Origin of the sequence: Enterobacter cloacae complex sp. XAL002, assembly GCF_049236805.1 — a bacterium.
In the GTDB taxonomy this organism is placed as follows: Bacteria; Pseudomonadota; Gammaproteobacteria; order Enterobacterales; family Enterobacteriaceae; genus Enterobacter; species Enterobacter intestinihominis.
In genome coordinates this window covers 68,906-93,445 of sequence record NZ_JBMKJN010000017.1, presented here as the reverse complement: position 1 = coordinate 93,445, position 24,540 = coordinate 68,906, and the positions used below count along the sequence as shown (strand labels likewise).

25 protein-coding genes are annotated in these 24,540 nt (G+C 57.2%); 12 read left to right on the top strand and 13 right to left on the bottom strand.

The annotated features are described in order from the left end of the window. Nucleotides 1-31 precede the first annotated feature (31 nt). The 6 genes from ACOT0L_RS16755 to yihU are packed head-to-tail and all read right to left on the bottom strand — an operon-like array spanning nucleotide 32 to nucleotide 8,008. Nucleotides 32-1,456, bottom strand: a complete 1,425-nt coding sequence (locus ACOT0L_RS16755; protein WP_022649849.1) for an MFS transporter — start codon at nucleotides 1,454-1,456, stop codon at nucleotides 32-34. Nucleotides 1,457-1,499: 43 nt separating this feature from the next. Continuing rightward, nucleotides 1,500-2,882, bottom strand: a complete 1,383-nt coding sequence (locus ACOT0L_RS16750; protein WP_048966004.1) for an MFS transporter — start codon at nucleotides 2,880-2,882, stop codon at nucleotides 1,500-1,502. 45 nt (nucleotides 2,883-2,927) lie between these two features. Beyond that, nucleotides 2,928-4,952, bottom strand: a complete 2,025-nt coding sequence (locus tag ACOT0L_RS16745) for an alpha-glucosidase (protein WP_126503587.1) — start codon at nucleotides 4,950-4,952, stop codon at nucleotides 2,928-2,930. A gap of 16 nt (nucleotides 4,953-4,968) precedes the next feature. Next, nucleotides 4,969-6,210 (bottom strand): sulfoquinovose isomerase, encoded by a 1,242-nt coding sequence (gene yihS, locus ACOT0L_RS16740; protein WP_022649846.1) that lies wholly within the window; start codon nucleotides 6,208-6,210, stop codon nucleotides 4,969-4,971. 14 nt (nucleotides 6,211-6,224) lie between these two features. Next, the gene (gene yihT, locus ACOT0L_RS16735; RefSeq protein ID WP_058677378.1) at nucleotides 6,225-7,100 is read right to left on the bottom strand and encodes a sulfofructosephosphate aldolase; all 876 of its coding nucleotides are present in this window, start codon (nucleotides 7,098-7,100) and stop codon (nucleotides 6,225-6,227) included. Between the two features lie 17 nt (nucleotides 7,101-7,117). Next, nucleotides 7,118-8,008: a sulfolactaldehyde 3-reductase gene (gene yihU / locus ACOT0L_RS16730; RefSeq protein WP_045308727.1), complete on the bottom strand. Its 891-nt coding sequence runs from the start codon at nucleotides 8,006-8,008 to the stop codon at nucleotides 7,118-7,120. Nucleotides 8,009-8,163: 155 nt separating this feature from the next. Here yihU and ACOT0L_RS16725 point away from each other — a divergent pair, with 155 nt between their 5' ends. The 6 genes from ACOT0L_RS16725 to fabY all read left to right on the top strand — a co-directional run bounded on the left by ACOT0L_RS16725 (nucleotide 8,164) and on the right by fabY (nucleotide 12,908). Next, nucleotides 8,164-9,060 carry a sugar kinase gene (locus ACOT0L_RS16725; protein WP_126503585.1) on the top strand — a complete coding sequence of 299 codons (897 nt, stop codon included), beginning with the start codon at nucleotides 8,164-8,166 and terminating at the stop codon, nucleotides 9,058-9,060. Between the two features lie 34 nt (nucleotides 9,061-9,094). Then, nucleotides 9,095-9,895, top strand: a complete 801-nt coding sequence (locus tag ACOT0L_RS16720; protein ID WP_023298924.1) for a DeoR/GlpR family DNA-binding transcription regulator — start codon at nucleotides 9,095-9,097, stop codon at nucleotides 9,893-9,895. A 118-nt stretch (nucleotides 9,896-10,013) separates the two neighbouring features. Beyond that, a complete protein-coding gene (yihX, locus tag ACOT0L_RS16715) occupies nucleotides 10,014-10,613 on the top strand; it encodes a glucose-1-phosphatase (protein WP_003861947.1) in 600 nt (199 codons plus the stop codon). Continuing rightward, nucleotides 10,607-11,488, top strand: coding sequence for a virulence factor BrkB family protein (locus ACOT0L_RS16710; protein WP_023298923.1), 882 nt, complete (start codon nucleotides 10,607-10,609; stop codon nucleotides 11,486-11,488). The genes yihX and ACOT0L_RS16710 overlap by 7 nt, the downstream gene beginning before the upstream one ends. Then, nucleotides 11,485-11,922: a D-aminoacyl-tRNA deacylase gene (gene dtd / locus ACOT0L_RS16705; RefSeq protein ID WP_015569909.1), complete on the top strand. Its 438-nt coding sequence runs from the start codon at nucleotides 11,485-11,487 to the stop codon at nucleotides 11,920-11,922. The genes ACOT0L_RS16710 and dtd overlap by 4 nt, the downstream gene beginning before the upstream one ends. 44 nt (nucleotides 11,923-11,966) lie before the next feature. Further along, nucleotides 11,967-12,908 (top strand): fatty acid biosynthesis protein FabY, encoded by a 942-nt coding sequence (fabY, locus tag ACOT0L_RS16700; RefSeq protein WP_022649838.1) that lies wholly within the window; start codon nucleotides 11,967-11,969, stop codon nucleotides 12,906-12,908. Between the two features lie 8 nt (nucleotides 12,909-12,916). Here the strand turns inward: fabY and ACOT0L_RS16695 are convergent, their stop codons facing one another. Next, a complete protein-coding gene (locus tag ACOT0L_RS16695) occupies nucleotides 12,917-13,837 on the bottom strand; it encodes an alpha/beta hydrolase (protein ID WP_126503583.1) in 921 nt (306 codons plus the stop codon). Nucleotides 13,838-14,036: 199 nt separating this feature from the next. On the opposite strand from ACOT0L_RS16695, the gene ACOT0L_RS16690 reads away from it, so the two are divergent. Continuing rightward, nucleotides 14,037-14,279, top strand: a complete 243-nt coding sequence (locus ACOT0L_RS16690; protein WP_023298920.1) for a ribbon-helix-helix protein, CopG family — start codon at nucleotides 14,037-14,039, stop codon at nucleotides 14,277-14,279. A gap of 2 nt (nucleotides 14,280-14,281) precedes the next feature. After that, the gene (locus ACOT0L_RS16685; protein ID WP_080339264.1) at nucleotides 14,282-14,653 is read left to right on the top strand and encodes a type II toxin-antitoxin system VapC family toxin; all 372 of its coding nucleotides are present in this window, start codon (nucleotides 14,282-14,284) and stop codon (nucleotides 14,651-14,653) included. A gap of 39 nt (nucleotides 14,654-14,692) precedes the next feature. Here ACOT0L_RS16685 and fdhE read toward each other — a convergent pair whose 3' ends face one another. The 4 genes from fdhE to fdnG are packed head-to-tail and all read right to left on the bottom strand — an operon-like array spanning nucleotide 14,693 to nucleotide 20,216. Then, complete coding sequence (gene fdhE / locus ACOT0L_RS16680; protein WP_022649835.1) at nucleotides 14,693-15,622, bottom strand: formate dehydrogenase accessory protein FdhE; 930 nt, start codon at nucleotides 15,620-15,622, stop codon at nucleotides 14,693-14,695. Next, nucleotides 15,619-16,254: a formate dehydrogenase cytochrome b556 subunit gene (fdoI, locus tag ACOT0L_RS16675; protein WP_006808711.1), complete on the bottom strand. Its 636-nt coding sequence runs from the start codon at nucleotides 16,252-16,254 to the stop codon at nucleotides 15,619-15,621. Before fdoI ends, fdhE begins: the two co-directional genes overlap by 4 nt. Continuing rightward, nucleotides 16,251-17,153, bottom strand: coding sequence for a formate dehydrogenase subunit beta (gene fdxH, locus ACOT0L_RS16670; protein ID WP_003861960.1), 903 nt, complete (start codon nucleotides 17,151-17,153; stop codon nucleotides 16,251-16,253). The genes fdoI and fdxH overlap by 4 nt, the downstream gene beginning before the upstream one ends. Nucleotides 17,154-17,165: 12 nt before the next feature. Next, nucleotides 17,166-20,216, bottom strand: coding sequence for a formate dehydrogenase-N subunit alpha (fdnG, locus tag ACOT0L_RS16665; protein ID WP_087878250.1), 3,051 nt, complete (start codon nucleotides 20,214-20,216; stop codon nucleotides 17,166-17,168). 371 nt (nucleotides 20,217-20,587) lie between these two features. On the opposite strand from fdnG, the gene fdhD reads away from it, so the two are divergent. Both fdhD and ACOT0L_RS16655 read left to right on the top strand, forming a co-directional pair. Continuing rightward, nucleotides 20,588-21,424 (top strand): formate dehydrogenase accessory sulfurtransferase FdhD, encoded by an 837-nt coding sequence (fdhD, locus tag ACOT0L_RS16660; RefSeq protein WP_045308722.1) that lies wholly within the window; start codon nucleotides 20,588-20,590, stop codon nucleotides 21,422-21,424. Between the two features lie 114 nt (nucleotides 21,425-21,538). Continuing rightward, nucleotides 21,539-21,751, top strand: a complete 213-nt coding sequence (locus ACOT0L_RS16655) for a DUF1471 domain-containing protein (RefSeq protein WP_003861966.1) — start codon at nucleotides 21,539-21,541, stop codon at nucleotides 21,749-21,751. A gap of 40 nt (nucleotides 21,752-21,791) precedes the next feature. Here ACOT0L_RS16655 and ACOT0L_RS16650 read toward each other — a convergent pair whose 3' ends face one another. Further along, nucleotides 21,792-22,115, bottom strand: a complete 324-nt coding sequence (locus tag ACOT0L_RS16650; protein ID WP_022649832.1) for an AzlD domain-containing protein — start codon at nucleotides 22,113-22,115, stop codon at nucleotides 21,792-21,794. Continuing rightward, entirely contained in the window at nucleotides 22,115-22,774 is a 660-nt protein-coding gene (locus ACOT0L_RS16645; protein ID WP_003861971.1) for an AzlC family ABC transporter permease, read from the bottom strand. Before ACOT0L_RS16645 ends, ACOT0L_RS16650 begins: the two co-directional genes overlap by 1 nt. Nucleotides 22,775-22,877: 103 nt before the next feature. Between ACOT0L_RS16645 and ACOT0L_RS16640 the strand changes: the two genes are divergently transcribed. Together ACOT0L_RS16640 and ACOT0L_RS16635 are read left to right on the top strand one after the other, a co-directional pair. Further along, the gene (locus ACOT0L_RS16640) at nucleotides 22,878-23,426 is read left to right on the top strand and encodes a helix-turn-helix domain-containing protein (RefSeq protein WP_023305101.1); all 549 of its coding nucleotides are present in this window, start codon (nucleotides 22,878-22,880) and stop codon (nucleotides 23,424-23,426) included. A gap of 17 nt (nucleotides 23,427-23,443) precedes the next feature. After that, complete coding sequence (locus tag ACOT0L_RS16635) at nucleotides 23,444-24,439, top strand: LacI family DNA-binding transcriptional regulator (RefSeq protein ID WP_045308721.1); 996 nt, start codon at nucleotides 23,444-23,446, stop codon at nucleotides 24,437-24,439. The last annotated feature ends 101 nt before the right edge of the window (nucleotides 24,440-24,540 follow it).

Below are 24,540 nucleotides of genomic sequence, written 5' to 3'. Positions count from 1 at the left end.
AACAGGAAGGACATATTGGCCGGATTTATAGTTATAAAGTGACTGCTGACGCTTTATTGTTGGTGGTTATCTCAGGGGTATTTGCTGTCTGTTTTTTCCGTTTTCCAATCTCCTCGATAATAAAGGCGAAGCGCGCTTCGTTGAGTTTATAAAACAGCCCCATGGTCACGGCAGCAACGATCGCCAGGCCGCACGGCCAGAGGAAAATCAGCTGACGCAAACCCAGCAGCGTGCCCGCGCTCTGCACGGCATGGGGAACGTAGCCAATCTGGGTCAGCATGATGCCGGGCAGAAAACCGGCGAGCGCAGCGGAGATTTTGCGCGAGAAGGTATAGCCGGTATACACCGACCCTTCGGCGCGAATCCCGGTTTTCCACTCGCCGTAATCAACCGTATCCGGCACCAGCGCCCAGTTCAGGCTGTTCACAAACGCCGTGCCGAAGAAGGCCATGCAGGAAAAGAGCACAAACAGCAGGGAGCTGGTCCCCCAGAAGAAATTCAGCACGTCGCCCACCGCCCACAGCGCCAGCCCGCCCAGATAGACCGGTTTCTTGCCAAAGCGCTTTACCGCACCGGGCACCAGAAACACGCCAATCAGAATGCAGCCCATGCTGAAAAAGCCCATCCACGACAGGAGATGCAGATCGTTCAGCACATACTGGGTGTAATAGACCTGAATCGCCAGCTTGATGTTAAACGCGGCGAGGGTACAGAGGTTGGCGATGCACAGCACCAGCAGCGGCGGATTGCGGAAAATTGCGCAGAATGATTTCAGAATGCCGGGCTTATGGTGATCGGGCGTAAGCTCGACGTAGCGCTCTTTCACCCCGCTGTAGCACCACCACATGCAGAACAGCCCCCCGGTGACGAACACCAGCGCGGCCACCAGATAGCCGAGTGAGGGCTGGCTGACGAACAGCGCCTGAATCGGCATAAAGCCGACGGTGCAGAGCAACAGTCCTACCGTTGCGCCGCCCTGACGCCACGCCGCAAGCTGCGCGCGCTCGTTCGGGTTTTTGGTGATGGCCGGAACCATTGCACCGTAGGCGCAGTTCATCAGGCTGTAGCAGAGGCCAAACATCATGAAGAGCACGGTGGCGAGGGCCGTTTTCACCGTCAGGCTAAAGTCGTTGGCCATAAACTGCGCCGTGGCCACCAGCGCCACCGGGACGGAGGCGTAGAGAATGAATGGCCGGAATTTCCCCCGCGCGCCGATATTACGCCGGGAGTCCAGCAGCACCCCGGTCAGCATGTCGGTAAACGCGGTAAAGAACTTGGCGACCAGAAAAATGATGCCGCCGTAGAACGCGGGCATGCCCAGCTCGTCCGTGTAAAACTTCAGCAGATACAGCGTGCCAATACAGAGCATCAGGTTCGAGCCAAAATCGCCCATCCCGTAGGCGCACTTCTCTCGCAGGCTCAATTTCAGGGTTAACGGATCAGTATTGTGTGTCATGGTCGATCCTCAAAGCGCCCCGCAGGGCGCTCAATCACGTCATTTATGCCGTACGTTTGCGCAGCTCAATTTCTTCCACGATGCGCACATACATCTTCTCGTTGAGGTTGTAGAAGCAGCCCATCGCCACGATGGTGATGACCGCCAGCAGGCTCGGGTAGATAAATATCAGCTGCCGCAGCCCTTCAACCGTGCTGGCGGATTGCACCACGTTGGGCACATAGCCAATCTGCGTAAGCATGATCCCCGGGAAGAAGCCCGCCAGCGCCTGCGATACCTTGCGGAAGAAGGTAAAGCCGGTATAGACCGTCCCCTCGGAGCGTACGCCGGTGCGCCACTCGCCGTACTCCACGGTATCGGAGACCAGCGCCCAGTTCAGGCTGTTCACGAACGCGGAACCGAAGAACGCCAGACAGGAGAACGCCACAAAGCTCACCGAGCCGCCGCCAAAGAAGTAGTTAAGCAGATCGCCTGCCACCCAAATTGCCAGCCCGCTGATATAGACCTTTTTCTTACCAAAGCGCCGCACCGCGCCAGGCATCATAAAGACGCCGATAAAAATACAGCCCATGCTGAAGAAGCCCATGTACGACAGCAGGATCGGGTCGTTCAGCACGTACTGCGTGTAGTAGACCTGAATGGCGAGTTTGACGTTAAAGGCACCCAGCGTGCACAGGTTAGCGATGCACAGGATAAACAGCGGACGGTTCCCGGCGATGGCGCGAAACGACTGCAACAGCCCCGGTTTCTGCGCCGGGTTAGCAGGTTGCGTCTCAACGTAACGCTCGGTTACGCCCTTATAGCACCACCACATAAAGAACAACCCGAACAGCGAGAAGAGGGTGGCGGCAAAGATGTAGCCAAGCTGGTCATTGCCCTCAATGAGGTTCATCACCGGGACAAAGCCCACCGTACAGAGCAGCAGGCCGAGCGTGGCGCCGCCCTGACGCCAGGCCGCCAGCGAGGCTCGCTCGTCCGGGTTTTTGGTAATGGCGGGCACCATCGCGCCATAAGAGCAGTTCATCATGCTGAAGAACAAGCCGTACAGCATGAACAGCACCGTTGCCATCACCGTTTTGCCGGTCATCTCAAACGGTGTGCCGACGAAGTTGGCAATCGCCAGCAGCGTCACAGGGAAGGCTGCATACAGCACGAACGGGCGGAATTTCCCTTTCGGGCCAATCTTGCGCCGGGAGTCGAGCATGATCCCGGTGCCCATATCGGTGAAGGCGGTAAAAAACTTCGCAATCAGGAAGATAATCCCCCCGTAGGTACCGGGCAGTCCCAGCACGTCGGTGTAGAACTTCAGCAGATACAGCGTGCCGATATCCAGCAGGATGTTAGAGCCGAGATCGCCCATCCCGTAGGCGAGTTTTTCTTTAAACGGCAGGCGCAGGGTTGCCGGGTCAGAAGTATGTTGACTCATTATTGTTCTCCGTCTGCCCGCAGGTTTCCCCGCGGGCGAGCCTTATCAGATATGACGTAAGGTGCTAAACAGATCTACCCATTCGCTTTGCTGGCGATAGAAGACCGGCGGTTTGCCGAGCGGGGCATCAACGGTCACGTCACCGCCCCGGCAGATTTCCCCCGTCCACGCATTGACCCAGTTGTCCTGCGGCAGATAGAGCGACCAGTCGCGGCGTCCCTCTTCATGAACCGGCGCCACCAGCAGATCGCGGCCAAACAGGTACTGGTATTTCAGCGTGTAGGCGCGCGCGTCGTCCTCGTAGTGCAGGAACAGCGGACGCATCACCGGCAGGCCGCTTTTCGCGTTCTGCGCAACCGCAGCTTTGATATACGGCTTCAGGGTGGTGAACACGGTGGTCATGCGCGCGAAGTGCGCGATGGTTTCGGCGTCGCCGTCGAACTGCCAGTTGTCGCCAGGGCGATTGCCCTCGTGGGTACGCATCATCGGCGTAAAGGCGCTGAAATCGCACCAGCGCAGCAGCAGCTCTTTGCTGCGCTTCATCTCGAACAGCGTCGTATAGCCGCCAATGTCGCTGTGGTGCAGCCCGTGCCCGGTCATCGCCAGAGACAGCGCCGCCGGTACGACGGACGCCAGACCGTCGTCCAGGCTCCAGTCGACGTTCTGATCCCCCGCCCACATCATCACCGAGTGCTTCTGGCTGCCGGTGTAGCCCGCGCGCATGAAGAACAGGATCTCCCCGAGCTTGCCGGTCTCCTCCAGTGCTTCGTAGTTACATTTCGCCCACAGGGCAGGCCAGGCGTTATGCATGATCTCCGCGCTAACGCCGTTGTGCAGGAAGGTATCGGTCGGCAGATATTCCCCGAAATCGGCCATCCAGCCGCCGCAGCCCAGTTCGATCAGGTTCTTTTTGATGACCTCTTTGTACCAGCCGTAGGCTGCCGGGTTGGTCAGGTCGATAACGCCTGCGTAGAACTCGCCGAACTCAACGTGGTAATCCTCGCCGTTGGCGTTTTTGGTCAGATAGCCGCGTTTCGCCGCCTCTTCGCAGAGATCTTTATCGCTGGCGACGTACGGGTTGATATAGGAGAGGAACTGCACGCCCTCCTGTTTCCACTGCGCAATCCGCTCATCAAGCTGCGGATAGAGCGCGCTGTTCCACTTCCAGTTCCACATCACGCGTTTGCCGAAGGAGGTCATCCGGATGCCGGACCAGTCCTGCGCCCAGATGCCGTTGACCTTCACGCCGCCCTCGCGCATGGCGTCGAGCTTCTGCTGACACACCTCGGTGCCACCCTGAATACCCAGCGTCACGCCGTCGTAAACCCAGTCCGGCAGTTCAGGCTGACGCCCCAGCAGGCCGGTCAGTTTTTCCAGCAGATCGACGTAGGTTTCTGCGCATTCGAAGCGCAGCGTGGCGTTATCTTCCCAGAACGCCAGCTCGTGGAAGTCCGGCGCGCTGAAGTCGAAGTTCATATAACAGCTGTTATCCACGTGGCAGTAGTACTTCTGGGTGCTCACGAAGGTAGGCTGCGGGAAGAAGGTCCAGTAGTAATCGCCGCCTGCGTTCTCTTTGCAGTCGGCCTGCCAGGTGACATAGGTCTGCTTATTGCGGCCCACGCCCTGCTCGCTGGTCCACAGCGGAAACGGCTTGCCGCGCAGATCGAAATACGAGAACTGCTCGCCGCAGCCGTAAATATGATCGTCAGGCTGAGCTGCCAGCCGCAGCCAGATGCGGTTATGGCTGGCGGCGTCATTTTTCAGCTTCAGCTCCAGACGGCCTTCAGCATCTACGCCCACCAGCAGTGTCGCGCTCACCGCGTCGCCGCGGGTAAAGCGGATTGCCCAGCCCGCGCTTTGCTGCGTAACGGTCGCGTTCGTCAGGGCAATCTTTTCGTTGAGCTTGTCTTTGATGCTGAAGTTGCCGCGAAACATCTCGATATCCGCCTCACCTGCGCCGATCCACAGGCAAGGGGCATCCGCAGAGTGGGATAAAATCAGACGGTCCTGCCAGCGCAGGGTAAAACCACTTTCGTTATTTTTCAGGTCAATATTGTGTAGGGTACGCATAAAAACTCCGTCTTTATTATTTGGCCAGGCTATCCAGTAATCCGGCGGCTACGGCAGGCGCTAAGCCCGGCGCCAGCGGCAGGCGGGGGATCACCAGGCAGTGCAGCAGATGGTAAATATCCTGCTTGCCGTCCCAGACTTTGGTGGTCACTTCGTTATTGGTGTCCAGCTCCTGCCACCATGAACCGTTTTCGTAATCCATCAGGTACTTGATGCAGTAATCCCACCACTTCTGATACCAGGCTTCGTACTGCGCCTCACCGGTGACGGTGTAGAGCGCGTAAGCCGTACCCATCGCTTCGACGATTGGCCAGCGCACGCGTTCGCGGACGATTGGCTTGCCGTCCCAGCCCACGGAGTAGACAAATCCATCGGCCCCGTCGGGTGCCCAGGCGTCCCGGATGGTGGCGTGGAACAGGCCTTTCGCATCTTCCAGCAGCCATTCCGGCGGGGTTTCAAAGCGCGCTTCCAGGGCGGCGCGCAGGTGCAGCATCAGGCGACCCCACTCAATCCAGTGCCCCGGCGTGCCGCCGTAGGCGCGGAAGCGGTGGGCGGGGTTATCGATGTTGTAGTCGCGGATCGGGTTCCAGTTGGTGTCGAAATGCTCGTTAACGCGGTACTCCCCTTTGCGCGCCACGTCGTGAATAATCACCGAGGCGATGCGCAGGGCGCGGTCGAGCCATTTACGGTCGTGGGTCACGTCATAAACGATCAGGAAGGCTTCCACGGCGTGCATGTTGGCGTTACCGCCGCGGTAATCTTCCGTTTTGCTGAAGGCTTCATCCCAGGACTCCAGGCACATCTGCTCCTGTTCGCTCCAGAAGTAGCGCTCAATCACCTCGATGGCGTCGTCCAGCAACTTGCGTGCCTGCGGATGGCCGGTGGTGACGGCGCTCGCCGCGCCCAGCAGGACGAAGAAATGCTGATAGCCCTGCTTGGACGCATCAATCACGCCTTCATCGTTTACGCAGGCGTACCAGCCACCGTGCTGCTTGTCGCGCAGCGGACCGTTCAGGGCATTAATGCCGTGCTCAACCAGGGCGTACGCACCAGGACGTCCCATGTTCGCCGCCACCGCGTAAACGTGCAGCATGCGGGCGGTGATCCACAGATGGGTGCCCATATCGCTACGCACCTGCCCGTTATTGCCCAGCCAGCCAAAGCCGGTCGGTACGGCGGCGTTTTTACCGAAATCGAGAATGCGGTCGGTCTCTTGTTCGAGCCAGCGGTTATGGCTCAGGGTGTTAAACCATTTCATGTTCGGATCCTTTCTTAACGGCGAGCCATCATTTCGTCGACGATCTCACCCAGACGCTGAAGTTTTGGTACGGAAATATCACGCAGCATCAGCTCGGTGTCCGGCAGGCCAATCACAGAGGACCAGACGGCGCGACCGGCTAAAAAGCCCGATGCCCCCGCCTGCATCGCCACGCTCACCGCGCGCGGGAATAACTTATCGTCCACGCCGGAGGAGAGGATCACCCACGGCATGGCGATGTTCTCGTGCAGCTTCTGCGAGGCCGCCAGCAGCTCCTGCTGCGTGCCCTTACCAAACAGCGGCATTTCCACTTTGTAGAGGTCGGCACCGCTGTCGCCCAGCTCTTTGGCCGCATCGATAATCGCCTGCTCGCGGTCAAACGCGGCGCCGCGGCGCGGTGGACGCACAACCGGCTCGATAATGCTCAACAGACCGTTATCGTGGCACAGCGTATTGAACGCTTTCACCATCTCCAGGCGCTGCTGCGGATCTTCATCGCTGCGCCACAGCACCAGCAGCTTCAGCGCCTTGCCGCCGTCGCGTTTGACCGCCTGCGCGTCAATGCTCTTATCGATCACCACGCTGTCGACCGGAATACCGTTCCCCGGAATAAACTCGTCGGCTGCCACAATCATCGCGCAGCTTTTGGCCACGGCCCGCTGCTCGACAATCTGGCGATAGCAGAACTGCTGGTCGACGAGAATGGCAGAGGCGTACGGCGACAGAATTTTTGCCGCGTTGACCTTAAAATCGGTCAGGTGCTGGTCGGTTACCGGTACCGGCGCGCCTGCCGCCGCAAACATCAGGCGCATCGCTTCGCGCTGATCCACGGCCAGCATCGCAAAACCGCCGGAAGGTCGGGTGATATCTTTCAGGGTGTACATCGTCATTCCTCAGTCCTTTCGTATCAGTGTGATTTTTTCAGCCCGGCAGATGCGCGAACCTGTTCAAGAATGGCTGTCCAGTCTTCGCGCCCGCGCCCGGCGGCGCGTGCCTGGTTGTAAACTTCGCGTGAAGCCGCGCCCAGCGGCATTGGGACATGCAGCTGGTTGGCCACGTCGAGGGCGATCCCCAGATCCTTATGCGCAAGGTCGATCATGAAGGCGGGTGAAAGATCCCCTTTCAGCACCTTGTTCGGCCATGACGTGGTGAAGTGGCCTTTGCCCGCAGGTGTGCCGCTCATCACCTTGAGCGCCACGTCAAAGGAGAGGCCAAGCGCTTCGCACAGTACGGCGGCCTCGGCGGAAAGGGCGTTCAGGGCGATGCTCATGTAGTTATTGATGAGCTTGACGCGGATGCCCATTCCCGGCCCGCCGGCGTTAATCAGTTCATTACCCATCGCCATTAATACCGGGATGGCGCGCTCAACCTGCTCTGCCGTGCCGCCTGCCAGCAGGAGCAGCGTACCGGCGATGGCATGGTCAGAGGTGCGTCCGACGGGCACGTCCATCAGGCTGAAGCCTTGCTCAGCCATGTCGCGGATCAGCGCGTCGGTTTGCAGCGGGTGAATGGTGGACATATCAATGACCAGCGCGTCGCGGGATAATCCTTCGCACACGCCGTGCTCGCCGAACAGCACGCTGCGCACCAGGTCGCCGTTTGGCAGCATGGTAATCACGAATTCCGCGTCCGTTGCTGCCTGTGCGGGCGTAGCCGCCGCCCGGGCGCCGCTCTCTACCAGCGCCTGAACCGCCTGCGGGTTCACATCAAAAACGTTAAGCTGGTGGCCCTGTTTCAACAGATTCTTCGCCATGGGCGCGCCCATCTGTCCTAAGCCGATAAATGCGATTGCTGACATGCCTCTCTCCTGTCACATCGTGTCAATTTTTGCGCGTTTGTAGTGTCTGTTTTTGATCGTATTTGTAATTTATAGTCAAAAAATTGACACGGGTCACTTTTTAAACATTTGGTGAAATTAAAATGAAGGCATCAGAAATCGCAGAAGGAATCACCATGACTCGCATCGTTTGTGTCGGCATTACCGTGCTGGATCGCATCTGGTATCTCGATGATTTACCGAAAGAAGGTGGGAAATATGTCGCAAAAGACTATACGGAAGTGGGCGGCGGCCCGGCGGCAACGGCGGCAGTGGCAGTCGCGAAACTGGGCGCGGAAGTGGATTTTATTGGTCGGGTGGGGGACGACGATACCGGCAGACGGTTGCTTGCGGAGCTGGAATCCCTGGGGGTGAACACCCGCTATACGCGCGTAGTTAAGGGAGCCCGATCGTCGCAATCGGCGGTGCTGGTGGACGCAGGTGGGGAAAGAGTGATTGCTAACTACCCCAGCCCCGATCTGCCCGCCGAGGCAGGCTGGCTGCATGAAATCGACTTCTCTCAGTGGGACATTGTCTTAGCCGACGTGCGCTGGCATGACGGGGCAAAACAGGCATTTACCCTGGCCCGTCAGCAGGGCGTTCCGACGTTGCTGGATGCGGATGTTACCCCGCAGGATATCGCGGAGCTGATCGCCTTAAGCGATCACGCGGCCTTCTCTGCGCCGGGACTGCGGCGTTTAACGCAGTTGGATGAAACAGAAGACGCATTAAAAAAAGCACAAATGCTCACAAATGGACATGTGTATGTTACGCAGGGGCGAGACGGCTGTTTCTGGCTGGAAAACGGCGCGCTATGTCATCAGCCTGGTTTTGAAGTGAACGTCATTGATACCACCGGCGCGGGCGACGTGTTCCACGGTGCGCTGGCGGTCAGCCTGGGGCAGAAATTGCCCGCCGCAGACGCCGTGCGTTTTGCCAGCGCCGTCGCAGCACTGAAATGCACAAAGCCCGGCGGGCGCGCGGGTATACCCGACTGTGATCAAACCCGCTCTTTTTTGTCACTTTTTGTATAAAATGCGGGGCGTGATGGTTTTCAGAGGACAGCCCATGAGCCTTACCGAACTGACCGGCAACCCGCGTCACGATCAGCTGCTGACGCTGATTGCCGATCGCGGCTATATGAACATTGATGAACTGGCGCAGCTGTTGGATGTGTCGACGCAAACCGTGCGCCGGGATATCCGCAAGCTCAGCGAGCAGGGGCTGATCACCCGTCATCACGGCGGCGCGGGCAGGGCATCCAGCGTGGTCAACACGGCGTTCGAACAGCGTGAAGTCTCGCTTACCGAAGAGAAACGGGCGATTGCCGAAGCGATTGCGGACTATATCCCGGATGGCTCGACCATCTTTATCACTATCGGGACGACCGTGGAGCACGTTGCCCGGGCACTGCTTAATCATAATCATCTGCGCATCATCACCAACAGCCTGCGGGTGGCGCACATTCTTTATAAGAACCCGCGTTTTGAGGTGATGGTACCTGGCGGTACGCTGCGCCCGCATAACGGCGGCATTATCGGGCCTGCGGCAACGGCGTTTGTGTCTGGCTTCCGGGCGGACTACCTCGTGACCAGCGTGGGGGCGATAGAGCACGACGGCGCGATGATGGAATTTGACGTTAACGAAGCCAGCGTGGTGAAAACCATGATTGCCCACTCCCGCCACATTTTACTGGCGGCCGATCATACGAAATACCACGCCTCCGCGGCGGTTGAAATTGGCAACGTGGCGCAGGCGACGGCGCTGTTCACCGATGAGCTGCCCGGCCCGGCGCTGCAAAGTCACCTAAAATCCAGCAAGGTTGAGGTTGTCGAAGTGAATTCCGGAGAAGAGCAGCAGGCTGGCTGATCGTCTTATGGCCCGATATTGCGATTCGGGCCTTTCCTTTCTCTAAGCTGAATCTGGCGCATAGCTAAACTTTCTCTTTCCCGCTACAGTTACTTTTCCACGGCGAAAGGAGATAAACATGCTTTATATCTTTGACTTAGGAAATGTAATCGTCGATATCGATTTTAACCGGGTGCTGGGCGCATGGAGCGATTTTAGCCGTGTTCCGCTGGCGACGTTAAAGCAGAATTTCGCGATGGGTGAGACTTTCCATTTGCACGAGCGCGGTGAGATCAGCGACGAAGCGTTCGCAGAGCGTTTCTGTCAGGAAATGGGTCTCTCGTTAAGCTACGAGCAATTTTCCCACGGCTGGCAGGCCATATTTGTCGCGATCCGCCCCGAAGTGATCGACATCATGCACAAGCTGCGCGAGCAGGGGCATCGCGTTGTCGTGCTGTCTAATACCAACCGCCTGCATACCACCTTCTGGCCGGATGAATACCCTGAAATTCACGCGGCGGCAGATAAAGTGTATCTCTCCCAGGAGATGGGGATGCGTAAACCTGAGGCGCGCATCTATCAGGCGGTATTGCAGGAAGAAGGATTCACGGCAGCGGATGCGGTCTTTTTTGACGACAACGCCGATAATATAGAAGGGGCTAATCAGTTAGGTATCACCTCCATTCTGGTGACCGGAAAAGAGACGATACCGAACTACTTTGCGAAGCAGTTATGCTAAAAACCGTTCATCAAAAAGCCAATCACCACACGCGCCCGCTGAGGGCGTGGCTGAAACTCCTCTGGCATCGCATTGATGAGGACAACATGACCACGCTGGCGGGCAATCTCGCTTACGTGTCCTTGCTTTCGCTGGTTCCGCTGGTGGCGGTGATTTTTGCGCTTTTTTCGGCGTTTCCGATGTTTGCCGATGTGAGCATGCAGCTTCGCCATTTTGTTTTCGCAAACTTTATTCCTGCCACCGGCGATGTGATCCAGAACTACATTGAACAGTTTGTCGCTAACTCCAGCAAGATGACGGCGGTGGGGGCGTGTGGGCTTATTGTTACCGCGCTGCTGCTGATGTACTCCATCGACAGTGCGCTCAACACTATCTGGCGGAGCAAAAAAGTCCGCCCAAAGGTCTATTCCTTTGCCGTCTACTGGATGATTTTAACCCTCGGCCCCTTGCTGGCGGGGGCGAGCCTGGCGATCAGCTCCTACCTTCTTTCGCTGCGCTGGGCGAGCGATTTAAACAGCGTGATCGATAACGTGCTGCGCATCTTCCCGCTGATTTTATCGTGGCTTTCGTTCTGGCTGCTTTATAGCGTGGTGCCAACTACGCGCGTACCCAACCGGGATGCCGTGGTGGGCGCGCTGGTCGCGGCGTTGCTCTTTGAGTTGGGCAAGAAAGGATTCGCGCTTTATATCACCATGTTCCCCTCTTATCAGCTGATTTACGGCGTACTGGCGGTGATCCCCATTTTGTTTGTCTGGGTCTACTGGACGTGGTGCATCGTCTTGCTTGGCGCCGAAATAACTGTCACTCTCGGGGTCTACCGCGAACTTAAAAAAGCAGCAGAAGCTGAAAAACAACAAGAAGCAGACCAACCATGATTGCATTGATTCAGCGCGTAACCCGTGCCAGCGTCACCGTGGCGGATGAGGTGACGGGTGAAATCGGCCCAGGACTTTTGGTGCTCCTGGGTGTCGAAAAGGATGACGACGAACAAAAAGCCAACCGCTTGTGTGAGCGCGTGCTGGGCTACCGCATTTTCAGCGATGCGGAAGGCAAGATGAACCTGAACGTTCAGCAGGCGGGCGGCAGCGTGCTGGTGGTGTCCCAGTTTACGCTGGCTGCGGATACCGAACGCGGCATGCGGCCGAGTTTTTCGAAGGGCGCGGCACCGGATCGCGCAGAAGCCCTTTACGAGTACTTTGTTGAGCGCTGTCGCCAACAGGACATGAATACACAAACCGGACGATTCGCTGCGGATATGCAGGTTTCGCTGGTGAACGATGGCCCCGTCACATTCTGGCTCCAGGTATGAGCCAACTGGCGGCCTGGCCGCGGGTAACAAGAGAGAGTACAGCTATGTATCACCTTCGAGTACCGCAAACGGAAGAAGAGTTAGAGGTTTATTACCATTTCCGCTGGGAAATGCTGCGCAAGCCACTGCATCAACCTAAAGGGTCTGAACGCGACGCCTGGGACGCGATGGCGCACCACCAGATGGTGGTTGATGAAGAGGGCAATCTGGTTGCCGTGGGGCGTTTGTATATCAATGCCGACAACGAAGCTTCAATCCGCTTTATGGCCGTTCACCCCTCCGTGCAGGACAAAGGCCTCGGAACGCTGATGGCAATGACGCTGGAATCCGTCGCCCGTCAGGAAGGGGTCAAGCGCGTCACCTGTAGCGCCCGTGAAGATGCCGTTGAGTTCTTTGCCAAGCTTGGTTTCGTGAATCAGGGGGAAATCACCGCCCCGCAAACTACGCCGATTCGTCACTTTTTGATGATCAAACCCATCGCCACCCTGGACGATATTCTCCATCGTGCCGACTGGTGCGGGCAGCTCCAGCAGGCGTGGTATCAGCACATTCCGCTCAGTGAAAAAATGGGCGTGCGTATTCAGCAATATACCGGGCAAAAATTTATTACCACCATGCCGGAAACCGGCAACCAGAACCCACACCATACCCTGTTTGCCGGTAGCCTGTTTTCACTCGCCACGCTCACCGGCTGGGGACTGATCTGGCTGATGCTGCGCGAACGTCATCTCGGCGGCACCATTATTCTGGCCGATGCCCATATCCGCTACAGCGCGCCGATCAGCGGCAAGCCGAGCGCGGTAGCTGACCTGGGTGCACTGGGCGGCGATCTCGACCGTCTGGCGCGTGGGCGTAAAGCACGCGTACAAATGCAGGTTGAGCTGTTCGGCGATGAAACGCCGGGCGCGGTGTTTGAAGGCACCTATATCGTTCTGCCTGCGAAGCCGTATGGCGCGTATGAAGAGGGCGGGAACGAGGAGGAGTAGTCTCCTTCTCACTCTCGCCCGGCATGGTTAATGCGCCAGGCAATATCTCGCATAACGTCTCGCGCTGACTGGCTAATTCCACCCAACTGGAAGAAGCCGTGAATTACACCCCGCCATCGTTGAGCGGTACACTTCACGCCTTGCTCCGTGAGGCGCTGATAAAGCGCCTCGCCTTCGTCGCGTAACGGATCATACTCAGCGGTAACAATATGGACCTTCGGCAGACCGCTAAAGTCGTTGCGCCACAGTGGGCTGACTTCAGGATGCTGACGGTAAGCTCTATCCAGATACATTTCATAGCCGCTCAAAAGGGTATCGCGAGTAATTACGTAGTCCATGCCATTGAGGGTATAGCTTTCAAAACTGGCCGTAGCGTCGAGCATGGGGTAGATAAGAATGAGCTGTGCGGGATCCCAGAGACCTTTGGCCTTAAGCCGCAATGACGTTACCAGCGCAAGATGCCCTCCCGCACTGTCTCCACAAAGTGTAATCCGGTTTTTATCCACACCTAATTGTTCTGCATTTTGCCAGACAAGATCTGCCGCTCTCTCTGCATCGTCATGCGCAGCGGGGAAGGTATGCTCGGGTGCGAGTCTGTACTGAACCGCAATGACCCGACAGTTACCGTAAAACGCCAGTTGGCGAAGCTGATTATCATGGGTTTCAAACCCACCGCTGACAAAACAACCGCCATGATAGTAGAGGGCACAAGGTAACGTTTCAGAGGCAATGACAGGCGAAAATAGCCGAAAGGTCATCTCCTCAAGAACAAGCGTTTCAACCTGGACACGAGTTTCTGTCTCCCCGGCCAGAGCTGTGCTGGCAACATACCCGGCTCTCCGTTCATCTATATTCTGCTTTCGCGAGGAAGGCCGCCCTGCTGCAATAAAATCTTGTACAAGCTTATCAATTCCCTTTTCCAGCGCCATGGTTACGTCCTCATGCTGTATTTATATACAGCTTTATAGCCTGGTTTACGAAAGATGAAAACAGAGGAATTTGAAGATATAAATGTCCTGGAAAGCGGCTCGCAAAATCGGTGAATGCCTTAACAATGTTCTTTAACCATGTCTTAATTATGGATATATTGCCTGAAAATTAACCGTGGATGATATACTAAGGTGATATATGAGTCTTTTGGCGGACCTTACTATGGGCAGAATACTGATCGATTTGTCTGATGACGTGATTCAACGACTGGATAACCTGAAGCAGTTGCGCAACCGGCCGCGCGCCGAACTGCTGCGGGAAGCCATAGAACTGTATCTCGACCAGCAGAATTCATCGGTTATCCGCGAAGCGCTTGGCCTGTGGGGAAATCAGCAGGAAGATGGGCTCGAGTACGAACGCAAGCTGCGTGAGGAGTGGTAATGATGGAGCACATGGCTGTGTTTGATACCAATATCCTCATCGATCTTTTTAATAACCACGTTGAGGCTGCGGATGCGATCGATCGCACAGCTTCGCATCGTGCCATTAGCCTCATCACATGGATGGAAGTAATGGTGGGCGCTCGCAGGCACGGTCAAGAAGCAAAAACGGCAGCCGTGATGGGGGCCTTTGAAATTATTGATATAACAAGGGAAATTGCTGAAAGAAGCGTATTACTTCGCGAACAGCACGGGATGAAGCTTCCTGACGCCATTATTCTGGCTACTGCTCAGAGCAGAAGCTGTCCGTTAATTTCGCGCAATACGAAAGACTTTTCGGGTATTGCTGGGGTCGTTTCACCTTACCACCTGTAGGCCGGGCAAGCGTGCGCCGCCCGGCATTCTCACAGGAGATTACTCCCCTTCCCCCGGGAACAGGAACGGGTTGATCGAGCTACGGGCGAAGCCCTCCTGCTCCATCTTCGCGTCCAGGATCAGCGAGGCGAGATCGTCGGCTACCGCTTCGACTTTCGGGTCTTTTTCCTGATACAGAATCTTCAGGTAGGTCCCGCAGTCGCCGCAGCTTTCTGCTTTCACCGCCGCGTCTTCGTTTTCCAGCGACCAATAGTTCAGATCGCGGGTCTGTTCGCAGTTGCTGCACTTGATGCGCACCACGTGCCACTCGGTTTCACACAGGTTGCAGTGCAAGTAGCGCAGCCCCTGCGTCGTACCAATCTGTACCATGCTGGAGACCGGCATTGAGCCGCACACCGGGCAAAACTGGCGCGCTTCGCCATATTCAGCGCGGGCTTTACCCGGGATCAGGCTCGCCATTTGCGCCCAGTAGAGCGACAGCGCAGCCCAGATGAACGGCGCTTTATCGCTGCTCACCAGCGAGAAGTCGGAGGCAAACAGCGCGCTCGCCATCTCTTCCAGCTCTTGCTCTGAGGCTTTTTCCAGGTTCTCAATGACCGCCAGCGCCGTGCCGCTCATTTCGGGCTTCAGCTCGGCAATCAGCGAATGCAGCAGCTTATGCCAGTGCTTGTCGCGCGGCAGAACGTGAATGTCCAGCGGCGGCTTGCCCTGCGCGTTGGCTTCTTTGATGCGTGCGGTCAGATCCATTTGCAGCGGGTGGTCGTATAGCACCACTTCCTGCGCATGGGCGACCAGCGCGGCAAAACGCAGAAAATCGCCCAGCGGGTTGTTCTCTGCCAGCTCGCGCAGACGCTCTGCGCGGCGGTTGTAGAGGTTCTTGAGTCTGGGGAACAACAACGGCGGAATATAATCCGCCGTGCGTTTCTCGCTCGACCCCAGCTCATCTTGCGGGATTATGCGAATACTCATTCAGATGACTTTTCCTGTTTCTGGCGGACTTCACGGTACCAGCGCGGGTGATGTTTCTTCGCCCACGTACTGGTTACCCATCCTTCCACCATCGCGGTAATGGTGCCTTTCACCCAAAGGGCGGCGTAGATATGCACCATGATAACCACAATTAACGCCACTGCGGCAAATGAATGCAGCATCAGCGCAAATCGGATCACCGGGATTGAGAAAGCAGGCGCAAAGTACGGACGCCAGATGATCACGCCGCTCACCAGCAACAGGACCAGGAAGATAATCGCCGCCCAGAATACGCATTTCTGGCCGAAGTTATAACGCCCGGTATCACCCACTTCCTCGTTGACGACGATCTTACGAATATTCTTCGCCCAAAAGATATCATCCCGATTGATTAGGTTATGGTGCCAGTAGCGGAAAAACATGATGATAAACGAGGCAAACATCACCACACCCACGAACGGGTGCAGGATGCGCGCCAGCTGCGGCGTGCCCAGTATCTGCATCAGCCAGTTGAAGGAGGGGAAGAAGAATCCCAGCCCGCTTATCGCCGCCAGCATGAAGCAGAAGGCGGTGACCCAGTGGTTGATGCGTTCCGGCGCGGTGTAGCGCACGATGGTGTCACGTTTTCTCATTTGCGCACCTCGTCTTTCTCTTCATGCAGGTTATCGTCTTCCTCTTCCGCGCGGTTCGGACCAACGCCGACGTAGTGGAAGATGCTCGCTGCAAAGGTGGCCGCAAAACCGACCGCGGCCAGCGGTTTCCAGATACCTTTCCAGAACTTCACGGTGGCGCTGATTTCCGGGTTCTCCGGCAGGCCATGGTACAGATTCGGCTTGTCGGCGTGGTGCAGCACGTACATGACGTGCGTACCGCCAACCCCGGCCGGATCGTACAGGCCCGCGTTATCGTAACCACGGGTTTTCAGCTCGCCCACGCGCTCTGCCGCCAGCGTTTTCATATCCTCTTTAGAGCCAAAGTGGATAGCGCCGGTTGGGCAGGTCTTCACGCAGGCTGGCTCCTGACCGACATTTACGCGGTCAACGCACAGCGTACATTTGTAGACGCGGTTGTCTTCCGGGTTCATGCGCGGCACGTCGAACGGACAGCCCGCGATGCAGTAGCCGCAGCCAATACACTGCTCAGACTGGAAGTCGACGATGCCGTTGGCATACTGAATGATAGCCCCTTCTGACGGACACGCCTTCAGGCAGCCCGGATCCGCACAGTGCATACAGCCGTCTTTGCGGATAAGCCATTCCAGTTTGTCGTTCTGTTCCACTTCCGAGAAACGCATTACCGTCCAGGACTTGGCGGTCAGGTCCGCCGGGTTGTCGTACACCCCGACGTTGTGACCCACTTCGTCACGGATGTCGTTCCACTCTGAACAAGCCACCTGACAGGCTTTACAGCCGATACAGGTGGTCACGTCGATAAGCTTCGCCACTTCCTGCTGGTGGTCCCGCGCCTGAGGCGCGGGCGTGAAACCGTTAGTCGCGGAACGACGGATAATGTCTTGAGATTGATAAGCCATAAGTCGTCTCCGTTACACCTTTTCCACGTTCACGAGGAAGGCCTTAAACTCCGGCGTCTGCGTGTTCGCATCACCGACGAACGGCGTCAGGGTATTCGCAATGAACCCTTTCTTCGCCACGCCCTCATAACCCCAGTGAATTGGGATGCCGATGGTATCCACCTGCTGACCATGAACGTTCAGCGTGCGAATACGCTTGGTCACCACCGCCTTGGCTTTGATGTAGCCGCGGTTAGAGGAGACCTTCACGGTATCGCCATGGGCGATGCCGAGCTTGCCCGCCAGCTTCTCGCCGATCTCCACAAACTGTTCCGGCTGCGCGATGGCGTTAAGCAGCGCGTGCTTGGTCCAGTAGTGGAAGTGCTCAGTCAGACGGTAAGTGGTGCCGACATACGGGAACTTGTCCTTTTTACCCAGCGCTTCAAAATCGCCCTTGAAGATACGGGCTGCCGGGTTAGAGACCACGTTCGGGTGCAGCGGGTTAGTACCCAGCGGCGTCTCAAACGGCTCATAGTGTTCCGGGAACGGACCTTCCGCCATCTTATCGATAGCAAACAGGCGCCCCATCCCTTCAGGCTGCATGATAAACGGCCCGACATCGCTGCCTGGTGCGGCAGTGCTGTAGTCCGGAATATCCACACCGCCCCATTTCGCGCCGTCCCACTTGAGTAGCTGACGCTTCGGATCCCACGGGTTGCCCTGCGGGTCAGCAGAGGCACGGTTATAGAGGATGCGGCGGTTAAGCGGCCATGCCCATGCCCAGCCCAGCGTATTACCGAGGCCCGACGGGTCGGCGTTATCGCGGTTGGCCATCTGGTTGCCTTTCGGCGTCCAGCTACCGGCAAAGATCCAGCAGCCGCTTGACGTCGTACCGTCGTCACGCAGGTGTGCGAAGGTGCTGAGCTGATCGCCTTTCTTCGCCAGCACGGTGCCGGTCGCCGGGTCGATAACGTCCGCCAGCGCCTTACCGTTGCTCTCCATGGCCACTTCTTCCGGCGCAGGGTTTTCCGGCGTCGAATAGTTCCAGGTCATGTTCAGCACCGGCTCAGGCGTTGCGCCGCCTTCAGCCGCGTACATTTTACGCAGGCGTAAGAAGATACCGGCCAGGATCTCGCCGTCGTTCAGGGCGATGCCCGGGGCGTCCGCACCTTTCCAGTGCCACTGCAACCAGCGGCCAGAGTTGACGATAGAGCCGTTCTCTTCCGCGAAGCAGGTGGACGGCAGACGGAACACTTCGGTCTGAATCTTCGACGGGTCGACATCGTTCGACTCACCGTGGTTCTGCCAGAACGTCGAGGTTTCGGTATTGAGCGGGTCAATTGTCACCAGGTACTTCAGTTTCGACAGAGACTCGACAACCTTGTTCTTGTTCGGGAACGACGCCACCGGGTTAAAGCCCTGGCAGATATAGCCGTTGACCTGGCCCTGGTGCATCATTTCGAAGTACTGGAGGACGTCGTACCCTTTGTCCCACTTCGGCAGCCAGTCAAAGCCCCAGCTGTTTTCCGCCGTCGCCTTGTCGCCGTAGAAGGCTTTCATCAGCGAGACGAAGAACTTCGGATAGTTGCCCCAGTAGTTTACCTGGCCTTCGAGCAGCGGTTTTGGCGTGCTGGCCGTCAGATAGGTTTGCAGGTCGGTCTGTTTCTCGCTCGGCAGGTTCATGTAACCCGTCAGGCTCTGAGACAGCAGGCCAAGGTCGGTCAGACCCTGGATGTTGGAGTGACCGCGCAGGGCGTTAACGCCGCCGCCTGCCATCCCCATGTTGCCGAGCAGCAACTGAACCATCGCCATGGTGCGGATGTTCTGCGCGCCGATGGAGTGCTGCGTCCAGCCGAGTGCATACAGGAACGACGCGGTCTTATCTTTGGCGCTGGTTTCGGCGATAAGCTCGCACACCTTCAGGAAGTCCGCCTTCGGCGTCCCACAGATGTTTTCGACAACCTCTGGCGTATAGCGGGACACGTGCTCTTTCAGCAGGTTCCACACGCAGCGCGGGTGTTGCAGGGTGGTGTCGCGCTTCGCAAAGCCGTTTTCGTCCAGCTCGTAGTTCCAGCTGGTTTTGTCGTACCTGCGTTTTTCGGCGTCATAACCGCTGAACAGGCCATCTTCGAAGTGGTAATCCTCACGCACGATCAGGCTGGCGTTGGTATAGGCTTCGGTGTACTCGCGGTTATATTTTTCGTTGGTCATCAGGTACAGCAATACGCCTGACAGGAAAGTGATGTCAGTACCTGAACGAATAGGGGTATAGAAATCTGCCACTGACGCTGTACGCGTAAAGCGGGGATCGATCACAATCAGCTTCGCGCCGTTGTGGATTTTGGCTTCCATCGCCCAGCGGAACCCGACAGGGTGCGCTTCAGCGGCGTTACCGCCCATCACCACAATAAGGTTGGCGTTCTTGATGTCGACCCAGTGGTTGGTCATCGCACCGCGACCAAATGTTGGAGCAAGACTTGCTACCGTTGGTCCGTGTCAGACACGCGCCTGGTTGTCGACCGCGAGCATACCGAGTGCGCGCGTAAATTTCTGGGTTAAATAGCCGGTTTCGTTACTGGACGCTGAAGCACACAGCATGCCGGTGGAGAGCCAGCGGTTAACGGTGGTGCCTTCGGCATTCTTCGCAATAAAGTTGGCATCGCGGTCTTCTTTCATCAGCTTAGCGATGCGATCGAACGCCTCTTCCCAGCTGATTTGTTGCCATTTGTCAGAGCCGGGAGCACGGTACTCAGGAAACTTCAGGCGGCTTTCAGAGTGGATAAAATCTACCAGACCGGCCCCTTTCGGACACAGCGCACCACGGTTGACCGGATGATCCGGATCGCCTTCGATGTGGAAAATAGATGCTTTGGCGTTTTTCGCACCGTCGCCGAGGCTATACATTAACAGCCCACAGCCGACGGAGCAGTACGTACAGGTGTTACGGGTTTCGCGGGTGCGCAGCAGTTTATACTGCCGAGTTTCCGCCAGCGCTACGCCGGGCGCAAAGCCCAGTGCCGCCGCCGTGGTGCCTGCCATACCGCCAGCGCAGATCTTAAAGAACTGCCTTCTGCTGACCTGCATGGGTCACTCCTTGGTTCATTACGACATTGCTATGTAGTTTTACTTTGCGGTTGAGAATTAACCGCAAAGGAGAAAAATTTGCGTTAATCCCTCATTTCTCCGAGGGATAAGCCCAGAATACCACAATGTCGGTACGCCTGTTCCAACGGCGTTAAAACAAAGTGAACGTATTATCACGGCATTGATTATAAAGTGTGATATCAATCACATTTCTCTCTGCGGATGTTAAGGGTGTGTAGCAGATGACCGGTTGCACCCCTCCGAATTGAGTAGGAGAATGGATGCTGAAAAGTTGATCCATACTATGCGTAAGGTCCGCTGTTTGTGGTGCAATAGCAGGCTCACTTCCGTGGTTGTTCAGGAATACCGTCGTGTTTAAACAAAACCGTGCTACCCACGCGTCGCCACTGCCTGCGGGCATTGTGGAACTGTCGGTACACAGACCGCCTCACATTTCACATGCCACGCCGGATTTTCTGGCGGAAGAGGTCCCTGTTGCCCTGGTTTACAACGGGATTTCGCATGTGGTGATGATGGCCTCGCCGAAAGATCTCGAGCTGTTCGCCATCGGTTTCTCCCTCTCGGAAGGCATCATTGCGCATCCGCAGGAGATCTACGGCATGGACGTCGTACCGGCCTGCAACGGTCTCGAAGTGCAAATCGAACTCTCCAGCCGCCGCTTTATGGGGCTGAAAGAGCGCCGCCGGGCGCTGGCCGGACGTACCGGCTGCGGCGTGTGCGGTGTTGAACAGCTTAACGATATCGGCAAACCCATTATCCCGCTGCCGTTCACCCAGACGTTCAATCTGGCGCATCTTGATCGGGCGCTTGTGCACCTGAATGACGTTCAGCCCATCGGCCAGCTCAGCGGTTGTACGCATGCGGCGGCGTGGGTATTGCCGTCGGGGAGCATTGCAGGCGGGCATGAAGATGTTGGCCGCCACGTCGCGCTGGATAAGCTGCTGGGCCGTCGCGCTCGGGAAAACAACGTCTGGCAGCAAGGGGCCGCGCTCGTTTCCAGCCGCGCCAGCTACGAGATGGTGCAAAAATCCGCCATGTGCGGCGTGGAAATTTTGTTTGCGGTGTCAGCGGCAACCACGCTGGCGGTTGAAGTGGCGGAGCGCTGCAACCTGACGCTGGTGGGGTTCTGCAAGCCAGGCAGGGCGACAATTTACACCCATCCGCAGCGATTAATTGTTAATCAGTAATTTTGAATGAATATAGCAAATCCTTCCGCTTTTAGTTGTTCATGATGAGGTCTAGTATTTATCTCATCAAGGCACGGTGCCTTATCTAAACAACTTAACGAAAGGGTTTATCTCATGAAAAGCATCAAAACTTTTGTCGCAGTAATCGCTCTGGCTACATCTTTCGGTTCTTTCGCTGCGCAGACTGTGACCGCATCCGCCTCTACACTGGACGGTGCAGAAGCTAAAATCGCCGCACAGGCTCAGGAAGCGGGCGCGTCATCCTACAAAATTACTCAGGCATTCACCGGTAACCGCGTACACATGACCGCTGAACTGAACAAATAATTTCGCAGTACCGTCGAAAGAGCGCCCCTGGGGCGCTTTTTTAGTTTATGCCCGCCAGACGCAGCAGCGCCGTCACCACCGCCGCCGCGACGATCACCACAATTAACGGCATTTTGCGCCAGGCCAGAAACACCGCGAACCCCACCCCCAGCACGCGCGCCATCCCGGCAAAATGGTCCCCTTCATAAAACGTTGTCGCCAGCGCGACGGAGAACAACAAAACGGTAGCCGCGTCTGAAAGCAGCGCCTGCGACCGTTCAGAAAGCGCCAGCCGGCTGCCGAGTTTTGCCCCGCCGAGACGCATCAGATAGGTTCCGGCAGAAAGAATGGCGATGCCGAGAATAAAGACCGTCATGTTTTCCATTATTTTTTCCTCGCGGCAAGGCCGAGCAAAGAGAGCAGCACCGGCAGGCCAACCGGCGCAAACGGTACGGCGGCCAGCGACAACACCGCGCCGCTACAGGCGCGGATCAGCGTGGTACGGTTTTTAAATGCCGGCACCACTAACGCCAGCAGGATCGCCGGGAACACCGCGTCCAGCCCGATGGTTTCCGGGTCTGGCAGTAGCTTGCCGACCATCGCCCCCAGCACCGCGCCCAGCGGCCAGATGATTGCCACGCCTAACCCGCACAGCCAGTAGGCCGCTTTACGCTGCTCGGCGGTTTTTTGCGACAGGCCAAACACCACGCTTTCATCGTTCATGATATGACAGCCCAGAAAGCTCAGGCCGCGCTTGCCCACCAGGTCACGCACCGTCACGCCGAACGGCACATGGCGCGCGTTTACCAGTAAACCGGCTGCGGCCGCCGCCAGCGGATTGCCGCCGCTCGCCACGATGCCGATGAACATAAACTCGGATGCGCCTGCCAGCACCGTGAGGGAGAGAACAAACGGCACCCACAGCGGGAAACCGTAGGCCATCGCCAGTGAGCCATAAGACATGCCGACCACGCCCACCGCGAGGCAGACCAGGACGATCGCTTTTATCGTGTCGCCTTTCAGGCAAGAGAGGTGATTCTTCATACCATTTTAGCCATATCGAACGTATTTCCATTATAATGAACGCATCAAAAACGTTTTACAAGACGAACGATTCGTTCGTTATAGAGAGAATGAGGCCGTTAGCATGACGCAGCCAATCAGCGTAATCGCCAGAAGCCTGGTGCGAGAACGCCTGCGAACCGGGCTTTCGCTGGCGGAGATCGCCCGCCGTGCCGGGATCGCCAAATCCACGCTTTCACAACTGGAGTCTGGCAACGGCAACCCTAGCCTGGAAACGCTCTGGTCGCTTTGCGTGGCGCTGGATATTCCGTTTGCCCGGTTACTGGAGCCGCAACAACCCGTCACGCAGGTGATCCGCCGCGGAGAGGGCACAAAAGTTGTCGCCGGGCAGGCGAACTACGAGGCGATTTTGCTCGCGGCGTGTCCGCCGGGGGCGCGTCGTGATATCTACCTGCTGCTGACTCAGCCGGGGGCAGACCGTATTTCCCAGCCGCATCCGCCAGGGTCGGTTGAGCATATTATCGTGACCCAGGGGCGGGCGATGGTCGGCCTGATCGACGCGGCGGAAGAGCTCGGCCCGGGGGATTACATTTGCTATCCCGCTGACCAGCCGCATATCTTTAAGGCGCTGGAGCCAGATACGCACGCGCTGCTGGTGGCGGAACAAAACTAAAGAAGATACGGAAAATCATGTCGCTTAAAGCCATTGCCAAAGAACTGGGGCTGTCTGTTACCACCGTCAGCCGCGCCCTCAACGGATATGACGACGTTTCTGCTGAGACGCGCGCCCGCGTGGAAGCGGAGGCCCAGCGCCGTGGCTACCGACCAAATACCTTTGCCCGTCGCCTGAAGATGGGCAAAATCGACGCCGTCGGGTTGGTGTTTCCGGTGCATCCTGTTCCGCTCAATAACAGCGTTTTTATGGACATGGTCGGCGAAATTAGCCACGAACTGGCGCGACATGAGATTGACCTGCTGCTCATCGCTGACGACGATCTGGCGGACAAACACAGCTATATGCGCATGGTGCAGAGCCGACGCGTGGATGCGCTGATAGTGGCGCATACGCTGGATCACGATCCGCGTCTTGAGCAGCTTCAGGCCGCCGGGTTCCCGTTCCTGGCGCTCGGCCGCAGCCAGCTGCCGCAGCCGTACGCGTGGTTCGATTTCGACAACTATGCCGGTACGTATCAGGCCACCCGCTGGCTGATCGAGAAAGGCCATCAGCGCATTGCGCTGCTGGGCGAAAGCAACAACCAGGCATTCATCACCCAGCGTCGCCAGGGCTTCCTGGACGCGCTGCGGGAAGCCGGTCTTTCCAGCGAATGGCTGCGCGCCATGCCCCCTTCGCGCCGCGTGGGGTATGCCACCACGCAAGAACTTCTCTCCCTGCCGCAGCCGCCCACGGCCATCATTACCGACTGCAACACTCACGGCGACGGCGCAGCGATGGCTCTGGCGCAGATGGGGCGCTTAACCGGTGAAAATGCCGTCTCGCTGGTGGTCTATGACGGTTTACCGCAGGACAGCATTGTCGATATCGACGTCGCGGCGGTGATCCAGTCTACCCGTCAGGGCGTCGGGAAACAGATTGCCGATATGGTGCGCCAGCTGATTAACGGCGACGACATTGATACGCTTCAGGTGCTCTGGCAGCCGGAATTTTCCCCAGGCCAGACGGCCTGATTACACCAAAAATTCAAAACTCGATCACAGATCCGAAACGTTGTGGTTTATATCCGAAACGTTTCGGATCAACACTCAGGACATCCCGATGACAGGAGATG

What these genes read in the sequence shown, in the direction of transcription:
- ACOT0L_RS16755 (WP_022649849.1), bottom strand. Translation starts at nt 1,456, where the DNA reads ATGACACACAATACTGATCCGTTAACCCTGAAATTGAGCCTGCGAGAG.
- ACOT0L_RS16750 (WP_048966004.1), bottom strand. Translation starts at nt 2,882, where the DNA reads ATGAGTCAACATACTTCTGACCCGGCAACCCTGCGCCTGCCGTTTAAA.
- ACOT0L_RS16745 (WP_126503587.1), bottom strand. Translation starts at nt 4,952, where the DNA reads ATGCGTACCCTACACAATATTGACCTGAAAAATAACGAAAGTGGTTTT.
- yihS (WP_022649846.1), bottom strand. Translation starts at nt 6,210, where the DNA reads ATGAAATGGTTTAACACCCTGAGCCATAACCGCTGGCTCGAACAAGAG.
- yihT (WP_058677378.1), bottom strand. Translation starts at nt 7,100, where the DNA reads ATGACGATGTACACCCTGAAAGATATCACCCGACCTTCCGGCGGTTTT.
- yihU (WP_045308727.1), bottom strand. Translation starts at nt 8,008, where the DNA reads ATGTCAGCAATCGCATTTATCGGCTTAGGACAGATGGGCGCGCCCATG.
- ACOT0L_RS16725 (WP_126503585.1), top strand. Translation starts at nt 8,164, where the DNA reads ATGACTCGCATCGTTTGTGTCGGCATTACCGTGCTGGATCGCATCTGG.
- ACOT0L_RS16720 (WP_023298924.1), top strand. Translation starts at nt 9,095, where the DNA reads ATGAGCCTTACCGAACTGACCGGCAACCCGCGTCACGATCAGCTGCTG.
- yihX (WP_003861947.1), top strand. Translation starts at nt 10,014, where the DNA reads ATGCTTTATATCTTTGACTTAGGAAATGTAATCGTCGATATCGATTTT.
- ACOT0L_RS16710 (WP_023298923.1), top strand. Translation starts at nt 10,607, where the DNA reads ATGCTAAAAACCGTTCATCAAAAAGCCAATCACCACACGCGCCCGCTG.
- dtd (WP_015569909.1), top strand. Translation starts at nt 11,485, where the DNA reads ATGATTGCATTGATTCAGCGCGTAACCCGTGCCAGCGTCACCGTGGCG.
- fabY (WP_022649838.1), top strand. Translation starts at nt 11,967, where the DNA reads ATGTATCACCTTCGAGTACCGCAAACGGAAGAAGAGTTAGAGGTTTAT.
- ACOT0L_RS16695 (WP_126503583.1), bottom strand. Translation starts at nt 13,837, where the DNA reads ATGGCGCTGGAAAAGGGAATTGATAAGCTTGTACAAGATTTTATTGCA.
- ACOT0L_RS16690 (WP_023298920.1), top strand. Translation starts at nt 14,037, where the DNA reads ATGAGTCTTTTGGCGGACCTTACTATGGGCAGAATACTGATCGATTTG.
- ACOT0L_RS16685 (WP_080339264.1), top strand. Translation starts at nt 14,282, where the DNA reads ATGGAGCACATGGCTGTGTTTGATACCAATATCCTCATCGATCTTTTT.
- fdhE (WP_022649835.1), bottom strand. Translation starts at nt 15,622, where the DNA reads ATGAGTATTCGCATAATCCCGCAAGATGAGCTGGGGTCGAGCGAGAAA.
- fdoI (WP_006808711.1), bottom strand. Translation starts at nt 16,254, where the DNA reads ATGAGAAAACGTGACACCATCGTGCGCTACACCGCGCCGGAACGCATC.
- fdxH (WP_003861960.1), bottom strand. Translation starts at nt 17,153, where the DNA reads ATGGCTTATCAATCTCAAGACATTATCCGTCGTTCCGCGACTAACGGT.
- ACOT0L_RS16655 (WP_003861966.1), top strand. Translation starts at nt 21,539, where the DNA reads ATGAAAAGCATCAAAACTTTTGTCGCAGTAATCGCTCTGGCTACATCT.
- ACOT0L_RS16650 (WP_022649832.1), bottom strand. Translation starts at nt 22,115, where the DNA reads ATGGAAAACATGACGGTCTTTATTCTCGGCATCGCCATTCTTTCTGCC.
- ACOT0L_RS16645 (WP_003861971.1), bottom strand. Translation starts at nt 22,774, where the DNA reads ATGAAGAATCACCTCTCTTGCCTGAAAGGCGACACGATAAAAGCGATC.
- ACOT0L_RS16640 (WP_023305101.1), top strand. Translation starts at nt 22,878, where the DNA reads ATGACGCAGCCAATCAGCGTAATCGCCAGAAGCCTGGTGCGAGAACGC.
- ACOT0L_RS16635 (WP_045308721.1), top strand. Translation starts at nt 23,444, where the DNA reads ATGTCGCTTAAAGCCATTGCCAAAGAACTGGGGCTGTCTGTTACCACC.